Below are 22696 nucleotides of genomic sequence, written 5' to 3' on the forward strand. Positions count from 1 at the left end.
GTAAGACTAGCAACGATTAGCAAAACCCGATGAAGCGTCAAGAATCACCGCGGCTTTAGCCCGGTGAGTATTTCAAGCTTAAATCACAATAATTGAGACCGAGGGCAAAAATTTGTCCCCGGTCTCTCAAAGTCACTCATTCTATAAATTTAAATGAGTACGGAGCGATTTGAAAACTCCGCTCAGACCGTCGCAGAATTTCCAGAGCCAGCCGACTTTCTCAACCCGTTAAAAGCCAGACGTAAAAAGTCCTGGGCAAATTTGGCAGATATGGAGGTGGTTTTGGAGATACTTGGAACAGATGGGAGCGAAATTTGAGCGGAAAATAGGACGATCGGTAATACAATTAACCTAAAACCCTTGTTCCACAAAAGACATATAAAATGAGCACGGAGGGATTTGAACCCCCGACCCTCAGGACCGGAACCTGATGCTCTATCCACTGAGCTACGTGCCCTCGACTGTTTACAGTATAACACGTCTTGCGGAAAATGGCGAGTCCTGACGCAAATTTCCTTGCCGGCTTCCAAACCGCTTGACCCATGCGGGTTAAACTCGCCCGCGCGATGATCAAATATCAGGCTGTTCTCGAAGCCAGAGACTGCAACTTTTACTTAAATGGTAACAATAATACGACAAGGGGTAAAATAATAGACTTTAATCGAGCAAACATTAGGTTCACATTCGATCGAGGTCGAGCATCTACCACAGCTAAAATAGCCCGCATCAATTCCCCCTAGCTAATCGGCAGTAAATAAATGGTGCTGCTGTTAAGACCGGTTGTGCAAAGACGGTTGTAGACTAAGTTCACCAAACCCCTCAATCTTATGGTTTCTAAAATTTTAGACAAATTACCGCTGCGAACTGTTCTCATAGTTCCATTTGTATTGCAAATCGTGGGAGCCGTGGGACTCGTAGGATATCTGTCTTTTAGAAACGGACAAAAAGCAGTTAATAACCTTGCCAGTCAGTTAATGGGCGAGGTGAGTTTGCGTGTCGAGCAAAACCTGCAAGTTTACCTGACAACTCCCCATCAAATCAATCAAACCAAGCTGGATGCTGTCAAGCTCGGCTTGTTAAAGATGGAAAATTTATCAGCTTGGGAGAAATATCTTTTGAGGCAAGTACAATTATATCCATATATCAATTTTACCTCGGTGGGCAACGAAAAGGGAGATTATAGATCCGGTGAACAAATGTCTAACGGCTCCCGGATGATGAATGTGATAGAAACATCTACTGGGTTAAATTTTTATTCTTACAATACAAGCGAGCGAGGCGATCGCACTACTGTTGACACCGTTGTCAAAAACTTTGATAACCGACAGCATCCTGCGTACAAAAGTGCAGTCAAAGCAGGTCAGCCAACTTGGAGTTCGGTTTTTGTTTCCTTACTAGAACCGACATTAATTATCAGCGCTCTCCAACCGGTATACAGCGAAAAAAATCAGCTAGAAGGAGTATTATGTGCTGCTTTGCGTCTCGACCATCTTGGGAGATTTCTCAACAGTCTTAAAGTTGGCAAATCCGGTCAAACATTTATTATCGATCGCCAGGGTACTTTATTAGCAACTTCCACCGCCGAAACACCCTTTCGCACCAAAGGTAATAAAAAACAATTGTTTAAAGTTACAGAAAGCAGCAACCCTTTTACTCAAGCGACAGCTAAATATTTGACTGCAAAATTTAAAAAATTAGACCAAATTAAAAAATCCGAGTTATTGAGCTTTGAAATAGATGACAAGCGACAATTTTTAAAAGTCTTGCCGTTCCAAGACGGCAAAGGTTTAGATTGGCTGATTGTCGTAGTTGTTCCCGAAGCAGATTTCACCAAGGAAATCGATGCCAATACCCGCACAGCGGTTTTGCTTTGTTTCGCAGCTTTAGGAGTAGCTGTGGCGATTGGCATTCTGACTTCTCAGTGGGTAACAAATCCTATTTTGAGCTTAAATACAGCAGCCAAAAATATTGCGAAAGGTGAATGGGATAAAACAGTAGAAAGCGAACGCTCCGACGAATTGGGGGAATTAGCCAAGTCATTTAACAGCATGGCTCAACAACTGCAACAATCTTTTGAAACTTTAGAACAGCGAGTGCAAGAGCGGACGGCAGAATTGGCTGTAGCTAAAGACAAAGCGGAAGTAGCGAACCAAGCTAAAAGTACCTTTCTTGCTAATATGAGTCACGAATTGCGATCGCCTCTCAATGCAATTCTCGGCTTTTCCCAACTGATGACTCGCAGTCAAACTCTGTCCCCAGAAAATCAAGAAAATATTAGCATAATTAGGAGCAGCGGAGAACACCTCCTTACACTGATTAATAACGTGCTGGATTTATCTAAAATTGAATCGGGGCGCACCACCCTCAATCCTCATAAAATAGACCTCTATCGCCTGCTCAATGAGTTGGAAGATATGTTTCAACTCAAAGCAGATGACAAGCACTTGCAGTTGGTTTTTGACCGCAGTCCCGATGTGCCACAATACATAGAAACTGACGAGTTAAAGTTGCGGCAAATCTTAATTAATCTGCTCAATAACTCTCTTAAATTTACCGATGACGGCGGTGTAGCGGTCAGAGTTAGCAAGCAATCATTAGGTATAAATCAGCAGGCACAAGGGGGAAATTTTGATCAGTCGGAAGTATCACAAAATACAGAAACTCCAGAAAGTAATGGTCTTAAAATATCTCAATTCAGTCAGTCAAACAACCAGATCATTGCAACCCAAAATGACGATGCAGCTTCTACCTCTTCATTCTTCCTTCATTTTGAAGTCGAGGATACAGGTCCCGGTATTGCTACCAATGAATTAGACGATCTTTTTGAACCTTTCGTGCAAACCAAGACAGGCAAAGATTCGCAAGAAGGTACCGGCTTGGGATTGCCAATCAGTCGCAAATTTGTGGAATTAATGGGCGGCGAAATGAGCGTCTGTTCTGCTGTTGGTAAGGGAACTAATTTTAAGTTTGATATTCAAGTTATTGCGGTCGATGCGGCTGATATTGAAAGCCAAAAACCGAGCCGGAATGTTATAGCCCTGGTTCCAAACCAACACACCTATCGAATTTTGATAGTAGACGATAAACAGCTCAACCGCCAACTGTTAATTAAAATCCTCTCTCCTCTGGGTTTTGAACTTAAAGAAGCTACTAACGGTCAAGAAGCTATTGAGATTTGGGATAGTTGGGAACCGCATCTAATTTGGATGGACATGAGAATGCCTGTGATGGACGGCTACGAAGCTACGCAATACATTAAAGGTACTATTAAAGGTCAAGCTACTGCGATTATTGCGCTGACAGCGAGCGTTTTGGAGGAAGAACGGGCAGTTATTTTATCGGCGGGCTGCGATGCTTTTATGAGGAAGCCTTTCCGGGAAGCCGATATTTTTGATACTATGCACAAACATATCGGAGTGCGCTATATTTATGAAGAGCCTAGTCAAACTAATTTATCGGCAATCAAAGAGGGCGATCGCGCTATGAGTGCGGCTGATTTCGTAAAATTGCCTGATTCACTGGTAGCTGATTTAAAGCTAGCAATACAGAATGCAGATATGGATTTAATTGATACTTTGATAGAGCAAATTCGATTAAAGGATGCAGTAACCGCAGCTGCGATCGCAACTTGTATAGAAAATTTTGAGTACGACAAAGTTTTAAAGTTAATATCTCAAGCAATATCACATGAATAACGACATTATTAGCACCGCTCGCGGTAATATTTTAGTAGTTGACGACACCCCAGCTAATTTGCGGCTGCTAGCGGGAATTTTGAATAGCAAGGGCTATAAAGTGCGTCCGGTACCTAGCGGGGAGTTAGCGCTTTCGGCGGCAAAAGGTATGCCTCCCGATTTGATTTTGCTGGATATTATGATGCCCGAAATGAATGGATATGAAGTTTGTGAAAAGATCAAAGCTGATGAACGAACTTGCGACATCCCGGTAATTTTTATTAGCGCAATTAATGACGTACTTGATAAGGTCAAAGCCTTTGCTGTGGGCGGGGTAGATTATATTACCAAGCCATTTCAGGTGGAAGAGGTTCTAGTGAGAGTAGAAACCCATTTAGCAATATGCCAGTTGCGAAAAAAACTCCAACAGAAAAACAATGAACTTACAGTTACTTTAGACCAATTGCAAGCTACTCAGAATCAATTAGTACAATCGGAAAAAATGGCGGCATTAGGGCAACTGATTGCGGGCATTGCTCACGAAATCAATACGCCGTTGGGAGCGATTCGATCGTCTATTGGAAATATTACCAGCTTTTTGGATAACAATCTCGAAAGTTTGCCAGTTTTTTTTAAAGAACTGTCAGCAGAACGCCAGCAAGATTTCTTGCGTTTGATGTACAGTTCTAGTCAACAAAATTACTCTTTATCTACTCGCGAAAAACGGGTATTGAAAAAAGGCGTGAAGCAGCAACTAGAGTCGGAAGGCATTGACAACTCTGACAGCCTTGCTAGTATTTTAGTCAATATCGGATTGCAAGGAAATCTGCAAGAATTCTTGTCGTTGCTCAAAGATCCTGACAGCGAAAATATTATAAAAACCGCCTACGACTTTGCTAGCATTCACAGAAGCGCCCGAACCATTGCTACCGCTACTGATCGCGCTGCAAAAGTCGTCTTTGCTCTGAAAAATTATGCGCGTTACGATGTAAATGGGGAAAAAATACAAGTGAATATTACGGATGGAATTGAAACTGTATTAACTCTTTATCAAAACCAAATCAAGCAGGGTGTGGAAGTTGTCAGAAACTATCAAGATCAATTGCCTGTGGTACTGTGTTATCCCGACGAACTCAATCAAGTTTGGACAAATTTAATTCACAATGCCTTACAAGCGATGGATAATCAAGGAACTTTAACAATTGACGCGGTACAACAAGATACCAGCGTCTTGGTAAAAATTATTGACAGCGGTAAGGGCATTCAACCAGAGATTATTCAGAAAATTTTTGAGCCTTTTTTTACTACCAAACCTGCGGGCGAAGGCAGCGGGTTGGGGCTGGATATTGTCAAAAAAATAATTGAAAAACATCAGGGTAAAATTGATGTGGAGTCGATGCCCGGTAAAACAGAATTTACCGTGTCTTTGCCGATTAATTTAACTGAGTAGGTAAAGCGTCGGAGACTGAAGTCTGGGGCGAAAATTTGCAGTCTACTCGCGCAGAATGTAGAATTTGGAAAACGGTGTACTGCCCATGAGGGTTCACCATGCCACACTAAAGAAGGAAACTAGCGATGTCTAAATCAGCAATTTTGTGTGTGGACGATGAAGTAGGAGTGTTGGAAAGTCTGGAAATAGAACTGCAACAGGCCTTTAACGGTAAATATCTTTGCGAATTTGCTGAAAGTGCGGCCGAAGCCCTGGAAATTATTGAAGAGCTATGTGAAGCTGAGGTTAACATTTTAGTAATTGTCTCTGATTGGTTGATGCCCGGAATGAAAGGAGATGAGTTGCTGATTAAAATTCATCAAAAATATCCGCAAATTGTGACAGTGATGCTGACAGGACAAGCAGATACAGAAGCAATCGAACGCACAAAAACTCAAGCAAATCTTCATGCTTTCATAGAAAAGCCTTGGCGAAATCAAGAATTAATTGAAGCGATTAAGTCTGGTCTAGCAAATTTATGAAAAAACCAGTCATTATTTGTGTCGATGATGAGCAGACTATACTCGATAGTCTGGAAATAGACCTCCTAAAAGCCTTTGAAGATAAATATTTAATTGAAACGGCCCAAAGTGGCGAAGAAGCTTTAGAGTTGCTGTCAGAACTTTTAGCAGAACAGTATGAAGTTCCTGTGGTTATTTCGGATCATATCATGCCTAGTATGAAAGGAGACGAACTATTAAGGAGCGTTCATGCTATCTCGCCGAACTGTCTCAAGATTATGCTGACGGGGCAGGCTGATTTGGATGCGGTCGCCAATGCTATTAACTATGCTAAATTGTACCGATATATACCTAAACCTTGGCAATGTGATGACTTAAAATTAACTGTCACTGAGGCAATATATAGATATTTTCAAGATAAACAATTAGCTGAGAAACAAAGAGAACTTCACGAAATGAATCAGGAGTTGGTAAAGTTAAACCGCAAGCAGGCGATGCTGATTGCCAAACTCCATGAAAACGAAAGTCGATTGACGCAATATTTAGAAGCTATGCCATTGGGCGTCTGTGTACTTGATGCAAACGGGCAATCTTTCTACGCTAACCAGAAAGCGCGGGATGTATTTGGCAACGGCACTGTGCCGCATATTAATTCAGAGCAAAAAGCAGCAATTTATCAATTCTATAAAATCGGCACTAATCAGAGATGCCCCGTGGAAGAATTGCCAATTATGCGGGCGCTGCGGGGCGAAAATGTCCGGACTGAGGGTGTAGAAATTCGTACAGCTAATAAGATTATTCCTGTCGAGAGTTGGGCAACTCCAATTTATGATTCTACAGGCGACATTTCCTATGCGATTATTGCTTTTAGTGACATAACTGAACGCAAGGAAGCTGAAGCGGCGCTAATTCAAGCTGAAGAGAAGTATCGCGGGATATTTGAAAATGCTCTAGAAGGTATTTTTCAGACGACGCCGGACGGACATTTTATCAGTGCAAATCCTGCTCTGGCGGAAATTTACGGCTACGATTCTGCGTCAGAATTGATAGAAAGTATTAATGATATTCAGCAGCAATTGTACGTGGAACCGAACCGCCGTCAAGAGTTTCTGACGCTGATGAAACAGCACGGTACTCTGTGTGAGTTTGAGTCTCAGGTTTACTGTCGAGATGGCAGCATTATCTGGATTTCTGAGTATGCGCGCACAGTTTATGATGCTAACGGTGAAGTGCTTTACTATCAGGGTTTTGCTAAGGATATTAGTTTGCAAAGACAGGTGGAAGTGGAACGAATCAGGTTTACTAATGATTTAGAAAAAGCTTTGGCAGCAGAAGAAAAGTTAAATGAGGCACTGTCAGAGAACGAAAGCCGATTGACTCAATTCCTGGAAGCGATGCCAGTGGGAATATTTGTTGTGGATGGTAAGGGTAAACCTTTTTACATGAATTCTTGGGGCGAAAGGATACTCGCCCAAGGTTTAATTTTTGATGGGGGTACTGAGCAATTTCCTGAAGCTTATCATTTTTACGACGCTGGAACTAATCAATTGTATCCGAGGGATAGCCAACCGATTGTTCGGGCGTTGCGGGGAGAATTTGTGCGTATGGACGATCTAGAAATTCATGGATCTGATCGGATTGTGCCGATCGAGGTTTGGGCGACTCCAATCTACGACGAACGGAAAAACATAGTTTACGCGATCGCCGCTTTTCAAGACATCACGGAACGTCTAGAGGTAGAAACCGAGCGCCGCCAATTCACAGACGAGTTACAAAAAGCTTTAGCAGCGGAAGAAAAATTAACAGATGCTTACGGGCGGTTTGTGCCGCACCAATTTCTCCACTTTCTGGGATATGAAAGTATTCTGGAAGTCAAATTAGGCGATCAGGTACAGAAAGAAATGTCGGTGCTGTTTTCAGATATCCGCGATTTCACTTCTCTTTCGGAAAGGATGAATCCCGCAGAGAATTTTCAATTTATTAATGGTTATTTGTCGCGGATGGAACCGGCAATTACTGACAATTTTGGTTTTATTGATAAATACATTGGCGATGCGATTATGGCGCTGTTTGATGGCAGTGCGGACGATGCGGTGAAAGCTGGAATTGCAATGCTAGAAGAGCTTAACGAGTATAATATTAGTCGTAATCAGGTTGATTGCCCGCCGCTGCAAATTGGCATTGGCATCAATACGGGTTCTTTGATGTTAGGCACGGTGGGCGGCCAAAGTCGGATGGACAGCACGGTGATTAGCGATGCGGTCAACTTAGCCTCCCGCGTGGAAACTTTGACGAAAGAGTATGAAGTTTCGATGTTAATTACTCACAATACTTTTATACAGTTAAACGATTTTTATGATTTGAGGTTGATCGATCGCGTAACAGTTAAAGGCAAATCGCGAATGGTAACACTTTATGAAGTATTTGCGGCCGATCCGCCAGAGTTACGACAGAAAAAGTTAGAGACAAAGACAATCTTTGAGCAAGCTTTGGTACTCTACAATAGTGACAAGTGTGGCGAAGCTATAAGATTGTTTTCGGCCTGCTTGGAAATCAACCCTAATGATAAGGTAGCTCAAATTTATATGCAGCGGTGTCTGAAAGGCGCGATCGCTCCTGCATAATACGATTTGAGAGTTTATAGCCTTTCTCAGAAAGATGAGGTACTCATGGGCATAGGGCATAGGGCATAGGGCATAGGGCATAGGGCATACCTCACCACGCTTGAGAACCGCTATAGATTTGAGAATTGGGAATGACTTATGCCATAAGGGCTGAGATTTTGCCGACAGTTGTATTCTTTTTGGAAACGGGAACAATCATTGTTTAGACAGGCAAGGAAACGCAAACTATGGTTTCTTTCTGCGGGAAACTTTCTATTTTAAATTCTCCTCCGTGCAATTCTACAAGGCGTTGAACAATAGCCAGGCCCAATCCCAAACCGGCTTGTTGGTAAAGTTTGCGATCGAACTGCCTGTAAGCTTCTAGCTGTGCAATCTGATCGGCTGTCATGCCACGACCTTGGTCTTTTACAGACAGAATAAAAGTCTGATTTTCGACGGAAGTGCTTAATAAAACAGGCGTTCCTTCTAAAGAAAATTTGAAGGCATTGTCCAATAGTTCTTCAACAATTTTTGCGAGTCGGACAGAATCCATAGCTACCGAGGCATCTTGCAAGTTTAATTGTAAATCGTCGGTTCTATTCGCGTGTTTTGCTTGCTGCCGCGCTTTTTGACTCAGCAAAGATTTTACACAGCTAAATTCGCTGTTTCGCATCTCCTTTAGCAGTTCGGCATTTGTGGCCGCTATCTCCAGTTCTGCATACAGTAAAAAGTTCTGAATCAGCCGATACAAGCGATGACCGGAAGTTTGAATTTGACCGATCATCTCTAAGATATCTGATTCCTCTAAGACCTTATATTCTGACAAAATTAGCTCAGAAAAACCCAGAATTGCATTCAAAGGAGTCCGCAATTCGTGGGGTAGCGACATACTAATATTGGTGCGTAATTCGTCTAGCGTCTTTTGAGATTGTCGGCTAATTGTTTTTTGTTTTTCAAGTCTAATAGCAATGGCTTTTAGCAGTTCTTGCGGCGTACAGGGCTTAGTAATATAATCGTCAGCTCCCAGTTCCATGCCCGTGCGAACGTCAATTTTATCGGCTTTGGCTGTGAGGAAAATAAACGGAATTGTGGCAGTCAAGGGTTCGGATCGCAAAGCTTTGATGACGCCGTGACCGTCTACTTCCGGCATCATCATGTCGCACAAAATTAAATCCGGGATTTTTTCGATCGCCAATTTGATGCCGACTTTGCCGTTACTCGCTCCTATTCCTTCAAAATTCTCGGCTTCCAGCAACTCTAAAATATTCTCTCTAATCGCTTCTTCGTCTTCTATTACCAAAATCTTAGCCACGGTGATAGCTCCTTTTAGTTAGTAGTTTTTTGGACAAATTCTGGGTTTAGATACTTGATAAGTTTGTTGGTTAGGGGCTTGATTAATCGTTAAATCGCAGATATATATAGTTAATAATTCAGTGGTTATTGACGGGGAGTGCATATTAAAGGCAAGGTAATAGTGAAAGTTGTGCCTTTTCCTTCTTGACTTTCGATCGCAAGTTCGCCACCGTGAAGTTCCACAGCCCTCTTCACAATTGCTAAACCGAGACCTGTTCCCGAAATAGTGCCGACATTTGGAGATCGGTAAAAAGTTTCTAAGATCCGCTCTCTATCGGCTTGGGGAATGCCGATGCCCTGGTCTTGAACTTGGAACACAGCTTCGTTGTTTTGACAGTTGAGGTGCAAGGAAACTGTACTGCCGACGGGGGAATATTTGATGGCATTTGAGAGGACATTTCCCAAGATTTGCTGCAGCAGTTTTTCATCCATTTGAGCCTCGCAGTTGCCGCCTTCATATTGAAAGGCGATCGGGTGTTGGTTGCTGTCGTTGAGCTGCTGCTCTTCTACCAGTTGACGGCAAAATTTTTCTAGGTTTAAGGAAACCGGTTGAAACTGCAAGGTATTGGCTTCAATTTTGCCAATTACGAGGATATCTTCTAATAACTCTGTCATGCGTTTAATTGCTAATTGAATCCGCACAAAATGAGTAGATTTTTTATCTTGGGGCCACTGAGAACTGTAATCTTGCAGCAATCCAGCGGAAAATTGGATAGTTGTCAAAGGTGTGCGGAACTCGTGGGAAACCATTGTGACAAATTTAGCTCGCAGTTCTGAAAGTTCCTTTTCTCGTGCGAGGGCTTTGAGAATTTCCGCTTCTGCTCGTTTGCGATCGCTAATGTCACGGGCTTCCGCAATCAGCAGCAAAACTTGTCCTGTTTCATTTTTAACAGGTTTCAGTGAGAAATCAACTGTCATAATTTGGCCGCTTTTGCCTAACAAGTCGATTTCGCTGCGGAAAAACTCGCCGCGACTGGCTTTGCCGATCGCGCATTGCAATTGTTCGGAAACCTGTGGCGACTGGGCCCAAATCGCCATTTCCCAAATCGGGCGGCCCACAATACCCTCCGATCGCAATCCGGCAAAATCGAGGGCTGTCTCGTTGACTTCCAGCACAATTCCTTCGGGAGTCAGCAGCTTGGTTAGCTGAAACGACGAGTCAAAAATCGCCCGAAAGCGGCGCTCGCTTTCCCGCAGCATTTTAAATGTTTGAGATCGTTCGATCGCGTAGCGGATCGTCCGCACTAATAATTGAGTAGTAATTTGACCTTTAACAATATAGTCTTGAGCTCCCAAGCGAACTGATTCTAGGGCGATCGCCTCATCGTCCAAGCCTGTCATTACCACCATTGGCACATCAGGAGCAACTTCTCGCAGGCGAGTTAGCGTTTCCAAACCACGGCTGTCGGGCAAAGAAAGGTCGAGCAAAACTACATCAAAGGGTTGTTTACACAGTTGTGCGATCGCCTCATGCAGGAACTCAACAGACACCAGTTCCCACTCGACGCCCACAGATACTTCTAACAGTTCTGCAAGCAAATCAGCATCAGCAGGATTGTCTTCTACTAACAGAATCTTAATCCACATAGCTTAGACGTTTTTGACTGTAAACTTTTTACTCTACCAATCTTAGGTTAAACTTTTTTGCTTTCCCTTGCCATTTTCAACTTTAAAATTCTTATTGGGGAACTGTCACCACCACCAGCCACCAATCCTCAATCCATCTCACCAGCTTAGCGACTTGACTAAAATCGTTAGGCTTAGTGATGTAGCACCGGGCTGACAGGGGATAAAACTTGAGCATCTCTTCATCGGCTGCTGAGGTTGTCATAATTACCACCGGAATCATTTTTAACTTGAGTGCTGATGGAATTTATATCAATATTTACCCACCGTGTTTGTTAGACACAATCAAGTCCATCAAAATCAAATCGGAACATAAATGCGAACATATCAGCCTTCTTTGTTCAATAAATTTATTGTTAATACCATATCTTCTACTCTTAGGCAAATTGTTAAAATTTTGCTGTTGCCAGCTTTTCTAAACCCCATTCAGCATCGCTGAGCAAATCATCGAATAGCCGAATTTCCATAGGTTAAAAATTTTTAGAGCGCTCATAAGCAAAGCATCTGTTCGTTTAATTTAGAGGAAGTTTGACGACTGCCAGCCAGAATTCCTCAATCAACCTGACTACTTTAGTAAATTCCACGAAGTCTACCGGTTTTGTTATATAACAGTTGGCGTGGAGAGAGTATGACTTAAAAATATCTTCCGGCGCTGCTGAAGTGCTGAGAATTACTACAGGAATTAATTTTAAGTTTGGGTCTGTTTTAATTTCTTCTAGCACTTCAATTCCGCTTTTTTTCGGCAGATGCAAATCGAGCAAAATCAAATCAGGACGAGGTACCCTGAGATAGGGTTCTTTTCGGCGCAAAAACTTGATTGCTTCGACTCCATCCTCCACAAAATGCAAGTTATTCAATATTTTACCCTGACTGAGGACTTCTCTTGCCAAATCCGCATCGCTGGGAGAATCCTCAATCAGCAGAATCTCTATAGGTCTAACAGTGCTTCGATCGCTCATAACTGGCGTATCCTTTAAAGTATAAAAACAAAATTGAATTTGAGGCTTCAGGTACTAATTATAGGAATAGTGAAGTAAAAAGTAGCTCCTTTTCCCTCTTGAGATTCCACCCAGATGCGACCGCCGTGGCGTTCAACAATGCGCTTGCACATCGCCAAACCTATACCAGTACCGGAATATTGGCGGCGGGAGTGCAGGCGCGCAAAAATGATAAAAATGCGCTCGGCATACTGGGGATCAATGCCAATGCCGTTATCGCGGACACTGAACACCCATTCGCTCTCTTGCCTACGGGCAGCGATATGAATCAACGGGATATCTTGGCGACAAAATTTGATGCTGTTGGCGAGTAAATTTTGGAATAATTGCACCAGTTGAAATTCATCCGCCATTACAGTTGGCATCGCGTCGCAGGTGATTACAGCTTTTGTTTCGGCGATCGCAATTTGCAAATTGCACATAGTTTGCTTAACCACAGCGTTGCAGTCCGCCTGCTCAAACTCCTGACCCCTCGTTCCCAGGCGCGAATACGCCAACAAATCGTTAATTAACTGCTGCATTCTGGTGGCGCCATCGACAATATAATTAATATACTTATCTGCGCGATCGTCCAAATTTCCTTGATAGCGTTGGGCAAGCAATTGAGTGTAACTGGTAACGGCTCGGAGCGGTTCTTGCAAATCGTGGGAAGCCACATAAGCAAATTGTTCTAATTCCTCGTTGGAACGCTTCAAATCTTCTGTCAGTTGCAGCATTTGCTGCTCTGCTTCTTTGCGGCTTGTAATGTTGTAAACCAAGGCGCAACAAGACAGCAGATTACCCTCGGAGTCCATGACTGGACTGGTAGACATATCAGTCCAAATATCTTTACCGTCCTTGCTTTTGAATTTAAATTCGTGTTGTTCACCAATACCTTGCTTGCGCCGCTCGACATTTTCAATAGCTTGTGGTTTTTCCCGTTCGTCCATAAAATCAAAAAGCGACCGCCCGAACATTTCTAATTCACTATAACCTAGCATTCGCGCCATTGCGTGGTTTACGTAAGTCGTGAGGCCATTTCTGTCAATTACCCAAATACCTTCTTCTGCTAATTCAACTATTTGCCTGTACTTGAATTCGCTTTCCAGCAAAGCAGTTTCAGTTAGTTTCCGCTCAGTGATATCTTTCATAAAACAGTGGTGACCGTTAAATATCCCTTGTGCGTCGCAAGATTTTACCATCGTTAATTGCTTATAAAAAAATGAGCGATTTTTTCGGACTCCTCTAGCTTCAACTTCTACTTTGCCAGAAATTAGCATTTCCTGATAAGCTGAGAGCATCATCTCAACATCGCCCGGATGTACGGTGCTCTGCCATTTCATGCCAAGCATTTGGTCCGGTTCGTAACCGCATTTATGAGCGTAAGCTCGGTTAACCTTCACGTACCGCCCCTCAATATCCAGCCGCGAAATGCCTTCCACCGCATTTTGCATTGCACTGGTTAGGTCACGCAGCTCTTTTTCAGCTTGTTTGCGATCGCTAATATCCTGACCAATACCCAAAAAACCGTTAATATTTCCGCTACTATCAAATAAGGCAGTCACCGACAGCAGTACCGGAAACCGCGAACCATCTTTGCGAATATAAGTCCATTCATTTTCGTCCGCGATTTCCCGGCACGGCAAGGTAAATAATACTTGAATTCCCGGCTCTATTTTCACTCCCAATTCTTGAGAAAGAACTTCAGCTCTTTGAGCGACCTCCAGAGGCTCGTGAATTATTGCTATGGTGACTTTCCCCACTACTTCTTCTAGCGAATAACCTAAAAGTTGCTCTGCTGCCCGATTAAATGTTTTAATTGTACCGTCGGAATCGGTAGAAATAATTGTGTAGTTAGCGCTATTAAGAATAGCATTTTGCAGTTGCGTCAATTCCAACAAAGTGAGCGCAATTTTTTCGCGGTAAGCTATTTCTTTTTGCAATTGGTGGTTAGAAATTTCAATTTGAGCAGTGCGCTCAGCAACTCGATGCTCCAGAGTTTCATTGAGCAGTCGATTTTCCTCTTCTATCTGCTTGCGTTCTGTAATATCAGTAATAGTACAGACATAACTTTTAACCGCCCCATTTTCTCCGATTTGACCGACAGATTGACCGAATACCCAACTGATTTGAGTGTGATTAATGCCTTGAAAGCGGTACTCAGATTTAAACGGCAATTTCTCCTGCGCGGCGCTATACCATTCAGAAAAAACCCGATCGCGATCGTCTGGATGAATGCCTTGCAGCCACCCTTTGCCCAAAGCTTCATCACAAGTTATTCCCGAAATTTGACACCAGCGCTCGTTGACATACAAGCAGTCTCCTCCAGCATCTGCATAAAAGATTCCTACCGGCGAAGCTTCAGTTAAAGTTTGATAGCGAGCTTCCGTTTCTCGGCGTTCAATTATTTCTTTTTGCAGTATTAGATCGATCATCCCTAATTGAGTTGGACTCAGCAGAGTTAATGCTTGGGGAACGAAAGGAATTAATGCAAAAGCGGTGTAACCAGAAATCGCGGCGGTAATAATTTTTAGAATGCCAGAAACCCAATAAACAGGATGCCAAAGCGTCCAAACTTCCATTATATGAGTAGTGCCGCAGGAGATAATAAAGGCTGCAAGCAGCCAAAAGATGTTGCGGAAGGGTAAGTCTTTTCGCTGACCTATAAAATAAATTAGGGATAGCGGTATTGAATAGTATGCCAGGGCAATGATAGAGTCTGAAACTATGTGGAGCGCGACTAGCTCTCGCTGCCAAAGGTAACAGTAGCCTTGAGGAATATAATTGCCGGTGAATAACAACTGATTTAAAAAATTCCAAATCATAAACGGAATGGCAAATAGGGAAGGAGTAATTTAACGCAATAACTTATAACTTATCTTAACTCTCTGAAATATACAGTTCTGGAGGCACGGGGGGCTAAAAACCCGGTTTCTTCATAAAAATCTCGTTGCCAAACCGAATATTGTGGTAGAAACTGGTTTTTCTTCCGTAAGTCTTAATATAGCAATTCTCAATGATTCGCGAGCTGTAGCGAGCTCTAGGTTGGGTATAACTCATATGTTGCACCATTCTCAATAATCCTTTTAGGAACAGGCTTTTCGGCCCGTTCCACAAGAAAATTCATCTCTTGTGGAACAGGCCGAAAAGCCTGTTGCTGACAATGGTGCAAGATGTGAGCTATGACGAAGTGAAACCCTATATGCCGATTTGAGATTTTAGGATTTTAGGTTTTCCTTCCTTCTTCCTTATCTTCTAAATAACTAAAGTCTTTTTCCATCCATCGGTTACATCTGTTACATCGGCAGAAAGCGAATCCGTTGCCGAACTTCCTTCTGCTATAAAAAATGGGGCGAGCCCGAAGCCCGCCCCACCAAAAATTATGCTGCTGCTATTAACCCAACAGCGCCTGAGCCTTAGCTACCACATTATCAACGGTGTAGCCAAACTTTTCTAAAGCAACGGGGCCCGGTGCAGAAGCGCCGAATCTGTCAATACTGAGGCTATCGCCTTCAGAACCCAAATAACGTCCCCAGCCGAAGCTAGAACCTGCTTCAACGGCCAACCGCTTAGTAACAGCTTTCGGCAGTACAGATTCACGGTAAGCGGCATCTTGTAAGTCAAACAATTCCCAGCAAGGCATCGAAACTACGCGCACTTTATTACCTGCGGCGCGCAATTTTTCAGCGGCATCAACGCAGAGGTAGGTTTCGCCACCGGTGCCGATTAAAATGATGTCGGGAGTGCCGCCGTCGTCGGACAAAATGTAAGCGCCTTTGGCTGTTCCTTCGATCGAACTTCCAGCCAAGTTAGGCAAGTTTTGGCGCGACAAAGCCATTAAAGTTGGGCGAGTGCGGCTTTCAACTGCCACTTTGTAAGCGCCGGATGTTTCGTTACCATCCGCAGGGCGTATTACCAACAAATCGGGAATTACGCGCAGAGAAGCGATGGTTTCCACCGGTTGGTGAGTCGGGCCATCTTCGCCCAAGGCTACGGAGTCGTGAGTCATTACATAAATAACTCCAGCTTCCGAGAGTGCAGAGAGGCGAATTGCTCCCCGCATATAGTCAGCAAATACCAAGAAAGTGGCGCAGTAAGGAATTAAACCGCCGTGCAACAGCATACCGTTGGCGATCGCACCCATGCCGTGTTCCCGCACACCAAAGCGCAGGTTACGTCCTTCGTACTGACCTTTTTGGAAGTCTTTTTCACCCTTGAGCAAAGTCATGTTAGAAGATGCCAAGTCAGCGGAACCGCCGATCAATTCAGGTAACACACTTGCCAAAGCATTCAAACATTTTCCAGAATGATTCCGAGTCGAATCGGCCTTATCTTCGGGCTTGTATGTCGGCAAAACTTTATCCCAACCTTCAGGAAGTTTGCCGGCCACTGTGCGCTCATATTCTGCTGCTTCTGCAGGATATGCTGCTTTATAAGCATCAAAAGCTTTGTGCCATTCTTGCTCAGATTGAGCGCCACGTTCGACTGCTTTGCGGAAGTGTGACAAAGCATCATCAGGAATCTCAAACGGTGCGTGTTCCCACTTCAAGAAATCGCGAGTTGCTTGCACTTCATCGCTACCCAAAGCAGCACCGTGAGCACTGTAAGAATTGCGCTTGTTTGGAGAACCGTAACCAATGATGGTACGGACTTTAATCATGGACGGTTTGTCCGTGACTTTTTTGGCTTCTTCAATAGCTTTGTGAACTGCTTCTAGGTTAGTATCTTCGTCTAGAGCGGTATTGTCTACTGTAATAACGTGCCAATTGTAAGCTTCAAAACGCTTGCCGACATCTTCAGTAAAGGCCAAGCTTGTGTCGCCTTCAATAGAAATGTGATTGTCATCGTACAAGGCAATTAATTTGCCGAGTCCGAGGTGTCCGGCCAAAGAACAAGCTTCGCCAGAAACGCCTTCCATGTGGCAGCCGTCACCCATGATGACATAGGTGTAGTGGTCAACAATTTTATGGTCGGGCTTGTTAAACTTAGCAGCGAGGTGAGCTTCTGCCATTGCCAAACCGACGGCATTAGCAATTCCTTGTCCGAGGGGGCCGGTGGTAACTTCTACGCCTTCGGTGACAAAGTTTTCGGGGTGTCCAGGGGTTTTGGATTCCCACTGACGAAATTGCTTGATGTCGTCGAGGGTGACGCTATCGTAGCCGGTCAAGTACATGAGGGCGTACTGTAGCATACAGCCGTGGCCGGCGGAGAGGACGAAGCGATCGCGATTAAACCACTTGGGGTTTTTGGGGTTGAACCGCATGAACCGATCCCACAGCACAAAGGCCATAGGGGCAGCGCCCATCGGCAGTCCCGGGTGTCCTGATTTTGCTTTTTCTACCGCATCGATGGCCAAAAAGCGGATAGAGTTGATGCAGAGTTCTTCGAGTGATTGGGTTGCAACAGCCATAATTCTGGTTTTTATACGTTAAGAGAGAGTGTGTGTGGTCGATTCTGACAGAGGTGCGATGAGCCGAGTTCGATCGCTCGCGTTTCTGCTGTTCAGTTTCTGTGGAACTGCCGTGAGGCTGCACTACATATCATCTCACCTGTTGCGATCGACAGACAACTTAATTTTTTAATGTTTCGGTCGCTTTGTGCAGTTGATTGTAAATTTTTATCGGAGATATTTCTGGGGCGAGTGCGGCTCTGTGCGATTGGGCTACGAGAGGATGTAACTTATTTATTTGGCAAATTGCCTCTCAAAGCCGCCCAGTTATGATAGAGTTTGGTGTTTCTGACATCTTGCAGCTTTGTCACGAACAGGCAAGATGCCTGTTCCACAAAGAGTGAATTTTCTTGTAGGGGGTTGCTTTGAGCAACGCCCGATCGCACGATCGCCAGAATAGTGCAAGATGTCAGATATTTGTAATTTTAATCAGGCAATAACTAATGACTCTCAGTGAAGCCGAAGTCCGCAGTCAAAAAGTAGACGAACTGCGATCGCAAGGCATAGAACCGTATCCCAGTGAATCCTACGCGCGATCGCACACAGCCAAGCAAGTTCGCGAAATATTTAGTCAGCCGGGAAAAGCACTCGAAAACGGACAAAGTGACCCCGAAGAAATTTCCCTGCGATTAGCCGGCCGCATCACTTCCAAGCGAGACAGCGGCAAAATTGGTTTCATCGATTTAAAAGACGCCACAGACAAAATTCAACTCAAAATCGAGAAAGCAATCGTCACCGGCGAAGTCGGTTTGAGCTTTGAACAAATTAAAAAATTGCTCGATGTCGGCGATTTTGTCGGCGTCGAAGGTATCGGCTGCCGCACCCCCAGGGGAGAACTTTCTATTTTAGTGAGGGAATTAAAGCTTTTATCAAAAGCTACCATTCAATTTCCCGATTCTTATTACGGAATTAACGACCCCGAAGTTTGCCGCCGTCACCGCGAAATGGATTTGGCAAGCAACCAAGATGCGCTCAACCGTTTTATGCTGCGAAGCCGCATCGTTCAAAGCATCCGTTCCTATCTCTGGCAAGCCAATTTCTACGAAATAGAAACGCCGACACTGCAAGCTATTTACGGCGGTGCTGCTGCTAAGCCATTCATCACTCACCACAATGCTTTAGAGGTAGATTTGTATTTGCGAGTGGCTCCAGAATTATTCTTAAAAAGAGCAATTTGCGGCGGTTTCGAGCGAGTATTTGAACTAGGGAAAGCATTTAGAAATGAGGGAATTGACAGCACCCACAATCCAGAGTTTACCTCTTTGGAAGTTTACCAAGCTTATGCTGATGTTTTCGACATTTTAGGAGTAGTCGAAGACGTGATGTGTTTCGCGGCGGCGGCGGTATTTGGGGATGTCAAGGAAATTGAAAATCAGGGGGAAACCATTAGTTTAGAACGTAAGTTCGACTACAGCGAAAAATATCCCGGTTTCAGCGGCAAACACTGGCAAGTGAAAACGATGGTAGAAGCTGTCAGAGACGAGTTTGGGCTGGATTTTGACAGTTTGGACTTGGAAAGTGCGATCGCCTCTGCAACCAAACTAGAATTGCACCTGTCTAAGTTAGAACAACAGAGTTTAGGCTACGTGCTGTATGCAGTTTTTGACAAATTAGTTGTTCCCAAACTAATTCAACCTACATTCATCATCGACTATCCTGTCGAAGTCAGTCCCTTAGCAAAAGGACATCGCAGCAAGCCGGGATTTGTAGAACGTTTCGAGCTATTTATCAACGGTACAGAATACTCGAACGGCTTCTCAGAATTAAACGATCCGAAAGAGCAAAGAAAGCGGTTTGAGGAACAGTTGGCGCAGAAAAATGCCGGCGATGACGAAGCGCATCCAATGGATGAAGACTTTATTCAAGCGCTATCTTTGGGAATGCCTAATTGTGCGGGAATGGGTATCGGTGTAGACAGATTGGTGATGCTTTTAACTAATACTCAAAGCATCCGAGATGCGGTGATGTTCCCGACAATGCGGCCTGTCAAAGATTGATAGGAGTAGCTTTTTTGCAGATGTCTAATAAGTACATGGGAATTTTTTAACCGCAGATATCAGCGGATTAACACAGATAAACGCAGATGGAATTTCATCTGCGTTTATCTGCCTTTATTTGCGGTTAAAAAAACATTTTTAAGATCACCGCATAAACGAACCGACCACACCGTTCATATCTTCAGCCAATGGATTTCCCAAAGCCTTAAACTTCCACTCGCCGCCTTCTCGATAAACTTCTCCCATCAACATATTTAATTTTCCTTCATAAGATGGGTCATTTGACAAGCGATAGCGAGCTATTTCTTTCCCGGCGGCATCTACAGCCCTCACGAAAGCATTTTCTACCAGGCCAAAGTGCTGTTTTCTCTCTTTCCCATCGTAAATATTTACGCCCAAAATAATTTTGTGATATTGTGCTGGCAAAGAGTTCAATTTCACCAATATTTGTTCGTCGTCTCCGTCTCCAGCCCCCGTGAGATTGTCACCTGAGTGAACAACTGTTTTGTCTTTTGACTCCAAATGAGAATAATAAATTACATCCTCTTTGTAGTTCTTTAATTTGCCATTTTCGCCCAGCAGCAAAGCGTAGGAATCTAAGTCAAAATTTGCACCGCTGCTTCTGCCAAAGATACTTTTTTTAGCTTTCGCTACATCCCAGCCCAAACCCATTGTCAGTCTGGACAAGTCGTATTCGCTTTTGCTGAGAACGATCGATTGTCCTTTTGTCAAGTTGATAGCCATAGTTTTGCGATTTTCTAAGGTTTATTGTGAAGTTGAATGATTGCCCTAAGCTAGCATTTTGTTGGCAGGCAAAAGCTGTTTCTAGGGTAAAAGATTTTTGATTCGTGCTGATTTTACCCAATGCGGATATTCTGCAGTCAACAAATCGTATAATTCCTCATCGGCAATATGCTCCGGGTCTTCTAAACTGAAGAAATCGGCGTTGTCTAGGTAGCGATCGCCCATTTTGTCAAGCTGCTCTAAAAAGCTAAAATCGCTCGCTACGGCTCTTGCTAACCACCCTCGAACACCCTTACTTTTGACATCTTTCTGCGACTTTCCGATCGCCATAAACTGCCAAAATATCGGCTCATAAGACGACCATTGTAGCTGCTGCTTGCTTTCAGATTCGTCCGCAGTTTCTCCATCAGTTACAAACATCACGTAGACAGGTCTATCGGCTTTAATAGCTGCGTAGCGCCTGCTACCGCGAGCGTCAGGAAAATAGAAGTTTCTAATTTCTTTCATCACTTTACCGTAGTAAGTACCTCCTTCTAAAGGATACTGTTGCAGTATATGGTGGATGAAGTTTGAGAAATTGTCGATCGACATTTCACCGGGATTGTGGGGGTTGACTCCAAACAGAAATATGTCGATCGATCCGTTGTCATCAAACCGACATCCCAAAGCCAAAATCTTCTCTGCCAAACGCTGAATTTTTCCTGAACTGTATAGGGAAGACATGGAACCAGAAATATCGAGGCAAAGCGCTACTTGAGCATTGTGATTTGTGAGATTTGCCTTTTTTAGCGAGATATCGGCTTTCTTAGCGAGATTGAAAATGTGCGGCGCTTTCTCCTCAAGCTTTTTGTCTAATGCTATAGCTTTCTGACTTTTGTGGCTATCTTCAATAACTGGTAATTTAGGTTCTGCTGGTTTTTCTGGCTGTTGAATCTCTGAATGATACTTGTCAACAAAACTCTGCAACCCTGCTTTATATCCTTGTCCTACGGCCTGAAATCTCCAAGCTGCCTCTTTTTTATACAACCGTCCAAATTCGACTGCTGTTTCTTCAGAAAAAGCTTCTGTTAAATCATAGCGGGCTATTTCGCTGTCGGTTTCGCGATCGTACAATCGGATAAAAGCATTTCTGATTTGGCTGAAATTTTGATGTTTAGCTTGTGCGTCGTGAATCGTGACCACAAAAACCATTTCCTCAACAGCAGCCGTTACTTTTTCCAAGTCTACATAAATTGTCTCGTCATCCCCTTGAGTTTGACCGGTTTGATTATCTCCCGAATGGCATATCGATCCGTCCGGCGACTGCGAGTTATTGTAAAATACCAAGTATCTTTCATCGGGTATTTGGCCATCCGCACCTAACGCAAAAACCGAGGCATCGATATCGCAGCTTTGCTGGTTTGAGTCCGATAAACTTAGTTCAGTTGCTATTTCCCAACCCAGGGCGATCGCAACTTTGGTTAAACTTGGAGATGTTTTAGAAAGATTAAATCTTTCGCCCTTCTTTAATTGAATTCCCATCTGGTTTGTCACCTCATGAGTCTGATTGCTTAAAATCGAGGGAAACATTCCTGCTTCCGAATTTCCCCTCGATTTATTTAGCTAGGAGCGATCGACCTTTTATCAGGCATACTTTTCTACAAAGCTTTGCAAGCCGGAATTGTAGCCTTGTCCTACAGCTTGGAACCTCCACTCGCCGTCTTTCTTGTAAAGTCTGCCAAACTCTACCGCTGTCTCCCTAGAAAAATCTTCGTCCAAATCGTACTTCGTTACCTCTGTGTTAGTAGTAGTGTCGTAAATCCGGATAAAAGCATTCCGCACTTGACCGAAGTTTTGCCTTCTCGATTCTGCTTCGTGGATAGTTACCACAAACACAATTTCTTGCACCGCCGGATCGACTTTGGTTAAATCGACTGTAACGGTTTCATCATCGCCAAATCCTTCTCCGGTTCTGCTATCTCCCAGATGTATTACAGAAGTGTCCGGCGATTGGTTGTTGTTGTAGAAAACAAAGTATTTTTCGCTGGGAATTTTGCCAGTAGTCCCCAACATAAACACGGAAGCATCTAAGTCAAATGCTGCTCCGGTATCTGTAGCATTGATATCCCATCCCAAACCAATCCCGGCATTTTTTAGCCCCGGTGCTTCTTTAGAGAGATTGATTCTCCCGCCTTTTTCCAAATTGATAGACATTCGCCCTCCTATTCACAACATCACTGGCGTTACTACTAGCAATTATATCAAGTGTTATAGTAAGTTGACAATTTGCTTTTGGTACTCATCTATCGATTTTAGATTTTAGATTTTGGATTTTAGATTGGAT

At 43.6% G+C, this 22696-nt stretch carries 15 protein-coding genes and 1 tRNA gene; 6 read left to right on the top strand and 10 right to left on the bottom strand.

Annotated features, from left to right (window positions below; genetic code table 11):
- Positions 1 to 153 precede the first annotated feature (153 nt).
- Entirely contained in the window at positions 154 to 318 is a 165-nt protein-coding gene (locus QUA83_RS02740) for a hypothetical protein (RefSeq protein WP_333291320.1), read from the top strand.
- 66 nt (positions 319 to 384) lie between these two features.
- On the opposite strand, the gene QUA83_RS02745 is transcribed toward QUA83_RS02740, so the two are convergent.
- Positions 385 to 457 (bottom strand) — tRNA-Arg (locus QUA83_RS02745).
- A 370-nt stretch (positions 458 to 827) separates the two neighbouring features.
- Here QUA83_RS02745 and QUA83_RS02750 point away from each other — a divergent pair.
- The 4 genes from QUA83_RS02750 to QUA83_RS02765 all read left to right on the top strand — a co-directional run bounded on the left by QUA83_RS02750 (position 828) and on the right by QUA83_RS02765 (position 8248).
- Positions 828 to 3695 carry an ATP-binding protein gene (locus QUA83_RS02750; protein WP_333291322.1) on the top strand — a complete coding sequence of 956 codons (2868 nt, stop codon included), beginning with the start codon at positions 828 to 830 and terminating at the stop codon, positions 3693 to 3695.
- The gene (locus QUA83_RS02755) at positions 3688 to 5124 is read left to right on the top strand and encodes a response regulator (RefSeq protein WP_333291324.1); all 1437 of its coding nucleotides are present in this window, start codon (positions 3688 to 3690) and stop codon (positions 5122 to 5124) included. The genes QUA83_RS02750 and QUA83_RS02755 overlap by 8 nt, the downstream gene beginning before the upstream one ends.
- A gap of 125 nt (positions 5125 to 5249) precedes the next feature.
- A complete protein-coding gene (locus QUA83_RS02760) occupies positions 5250 to 5645 on the top strand; it encodes a response regulator (RefSeq protein WP_333291325.1) in 396 nt (131 codons plus the stop codon).
- The gene (locus QUA83_RS02765; protein ID WP_333291327.1) at positions 5642 to 8248 is read left to right on the top strand and encodes a PAS domain S-box protein; all 2607 of its coding nucleotides are present in this window, start codon (positions 5642 to 5644) and stop codon (positions 8246 to 8248) included. Before QUA83_RS02760 ends, QUA83_RS02765 begins: the two co-directional genes overlap by 4 nt.
- A gap of 202 nt (positions 8249 to 8450) precedes the next feature.
- On the opposite strand, the gene QUA83_RS02770 is transcribed toward QUA83_RS02765, so the two are convergent.
- From QUA83_RS02770 to tkt, 6 genes are all read right to left on the bottom strand, one after another.
- Complete coding sequence (locus QUA83_RS02770; RefSeq protein WP_333291329.1) at positions 8451 to 9539, bottom strand: response regulator; 1089 nt, start codon at positions 9537 to 9539, stop codon at positions 8451 to 8453.
- Between the two features lie 125 nt (positions 9540 to 9664).
- A complete protein-coding gene (locus QUA83_RS02775; protein ID WP_333291331.1) occupies positions 9665 to 11167 on the bottom strand; it encodes an ATP-binding protein in 1503 nt (500 codons plus the stop codon).
- 91 nt (positions 11168 to 11258) lie between these two features.
- A complete protein-coding gene (locus QUA83_RS02780) occupies positions 11259 to 11411 on the bottom strand; it encodes a hypothetical protein (protein ID WP_333291333.1) in 153 nt (50 codons plus the stop codon).
- Between the two features lie 307 nt (positions 11412 to 11718).
- Entirely contained in the window at positions 11719 to 12165 is a 447-nt protein-coding gene (locus QUA83_RS02785) for a response regulator (RefSeq protein ID WP_333291335.1), read from the bottom strand.
- A gap of 47 nt (positions 12166 to 12212) precedes the next feature.
- Entirely contained in the window at positions 12213 to 15008 is a 2796-nt protein-coding gene (locus QUA83_RS02790) for a PAS domain S-box protein (protein WP_333291337.1), read from the bottom strand.
- A gap of 569 nt (positions 15009 to 15577) precedes the next feature.
- A complete protein-coding gene (tkt, locus tag QUA83_RS02795; RefSeq protein WP_333291339.1) occupies positions 15578 to 17593 on the bottom strand; it encodes a transketolase in 2016 nt (671 codons plus the stop codon).
- Positions 17594 to 18075: 482 nt separating this feature from the next.
- On the opposite strand from tkt, the gene lysS reads away from it, so the two are divergent.
- On the top strand, positions 18076 to 19629 hold the full coding sequence (gene lysS, locus QUA83_RS02800; RefSeq protein ID WP_333291341.1) for a lysine--tRNA ligase: 1554 nt from the start codon (positions 18076 to 18078) through the stop codon (positions 19627 to 19629).
- A 144-nt stretch (positions 19630 to 19773) separates the two neighbouring features.
- On the opposite strand, the gene QUA83_RS02805 is transcribed toward lysS, so the two are convergent.
- The 3 genes from QUA83_RS02805 to QUA83_RS02815 form a co-directional block, all read right to left on the bottom strand.
- Positions 19774 to 20373, bottom strand: coding sequence for a TerD family protein (locus QUA83_RS02805; RefSeq protein WP_333291342.1), 600 nt, complete (start codon positions 20371 to 20373; stop codon positions 19774 to 19776).
- 81 nt (positions 20374 to 20454) lie between these two features.
- On the bottom strand, positions 20455 to 21942 hold the full coding sequence (locus QUA83_RS02810; RefSeq protein ID WP_333291344.1) for a TerD family protein: 1488 nt from the start codon (positions 21940 to 21942) through the stop codon (positions 20455 to 20457).
- A 54-nt stretch (positions 21943 to 21996) separates the two neighbouring features.
- Complete coding sequence (locus QUA83_RS02815; RefSeq protein WP_333291346.1) at positions 21997 to 22566, bottom strand: TerD family protein; 570 nt, start codon at positions 22564 to 22566, stop codon at positions 21997 to 21999.
- Between the last annotated feature and the right edge of the window lie 130 nt (positions 22567 to 22696).

Source organism: Microcoleus sp. K1-B1 (genome assembly GCF_036704705.1).
Classification (GTDB): domain Bacteria; phylum Cyanobacteriota; class Cyanobacteriia; order Cyanobacteriales; family Microcoleaceae; genus Microcoleus.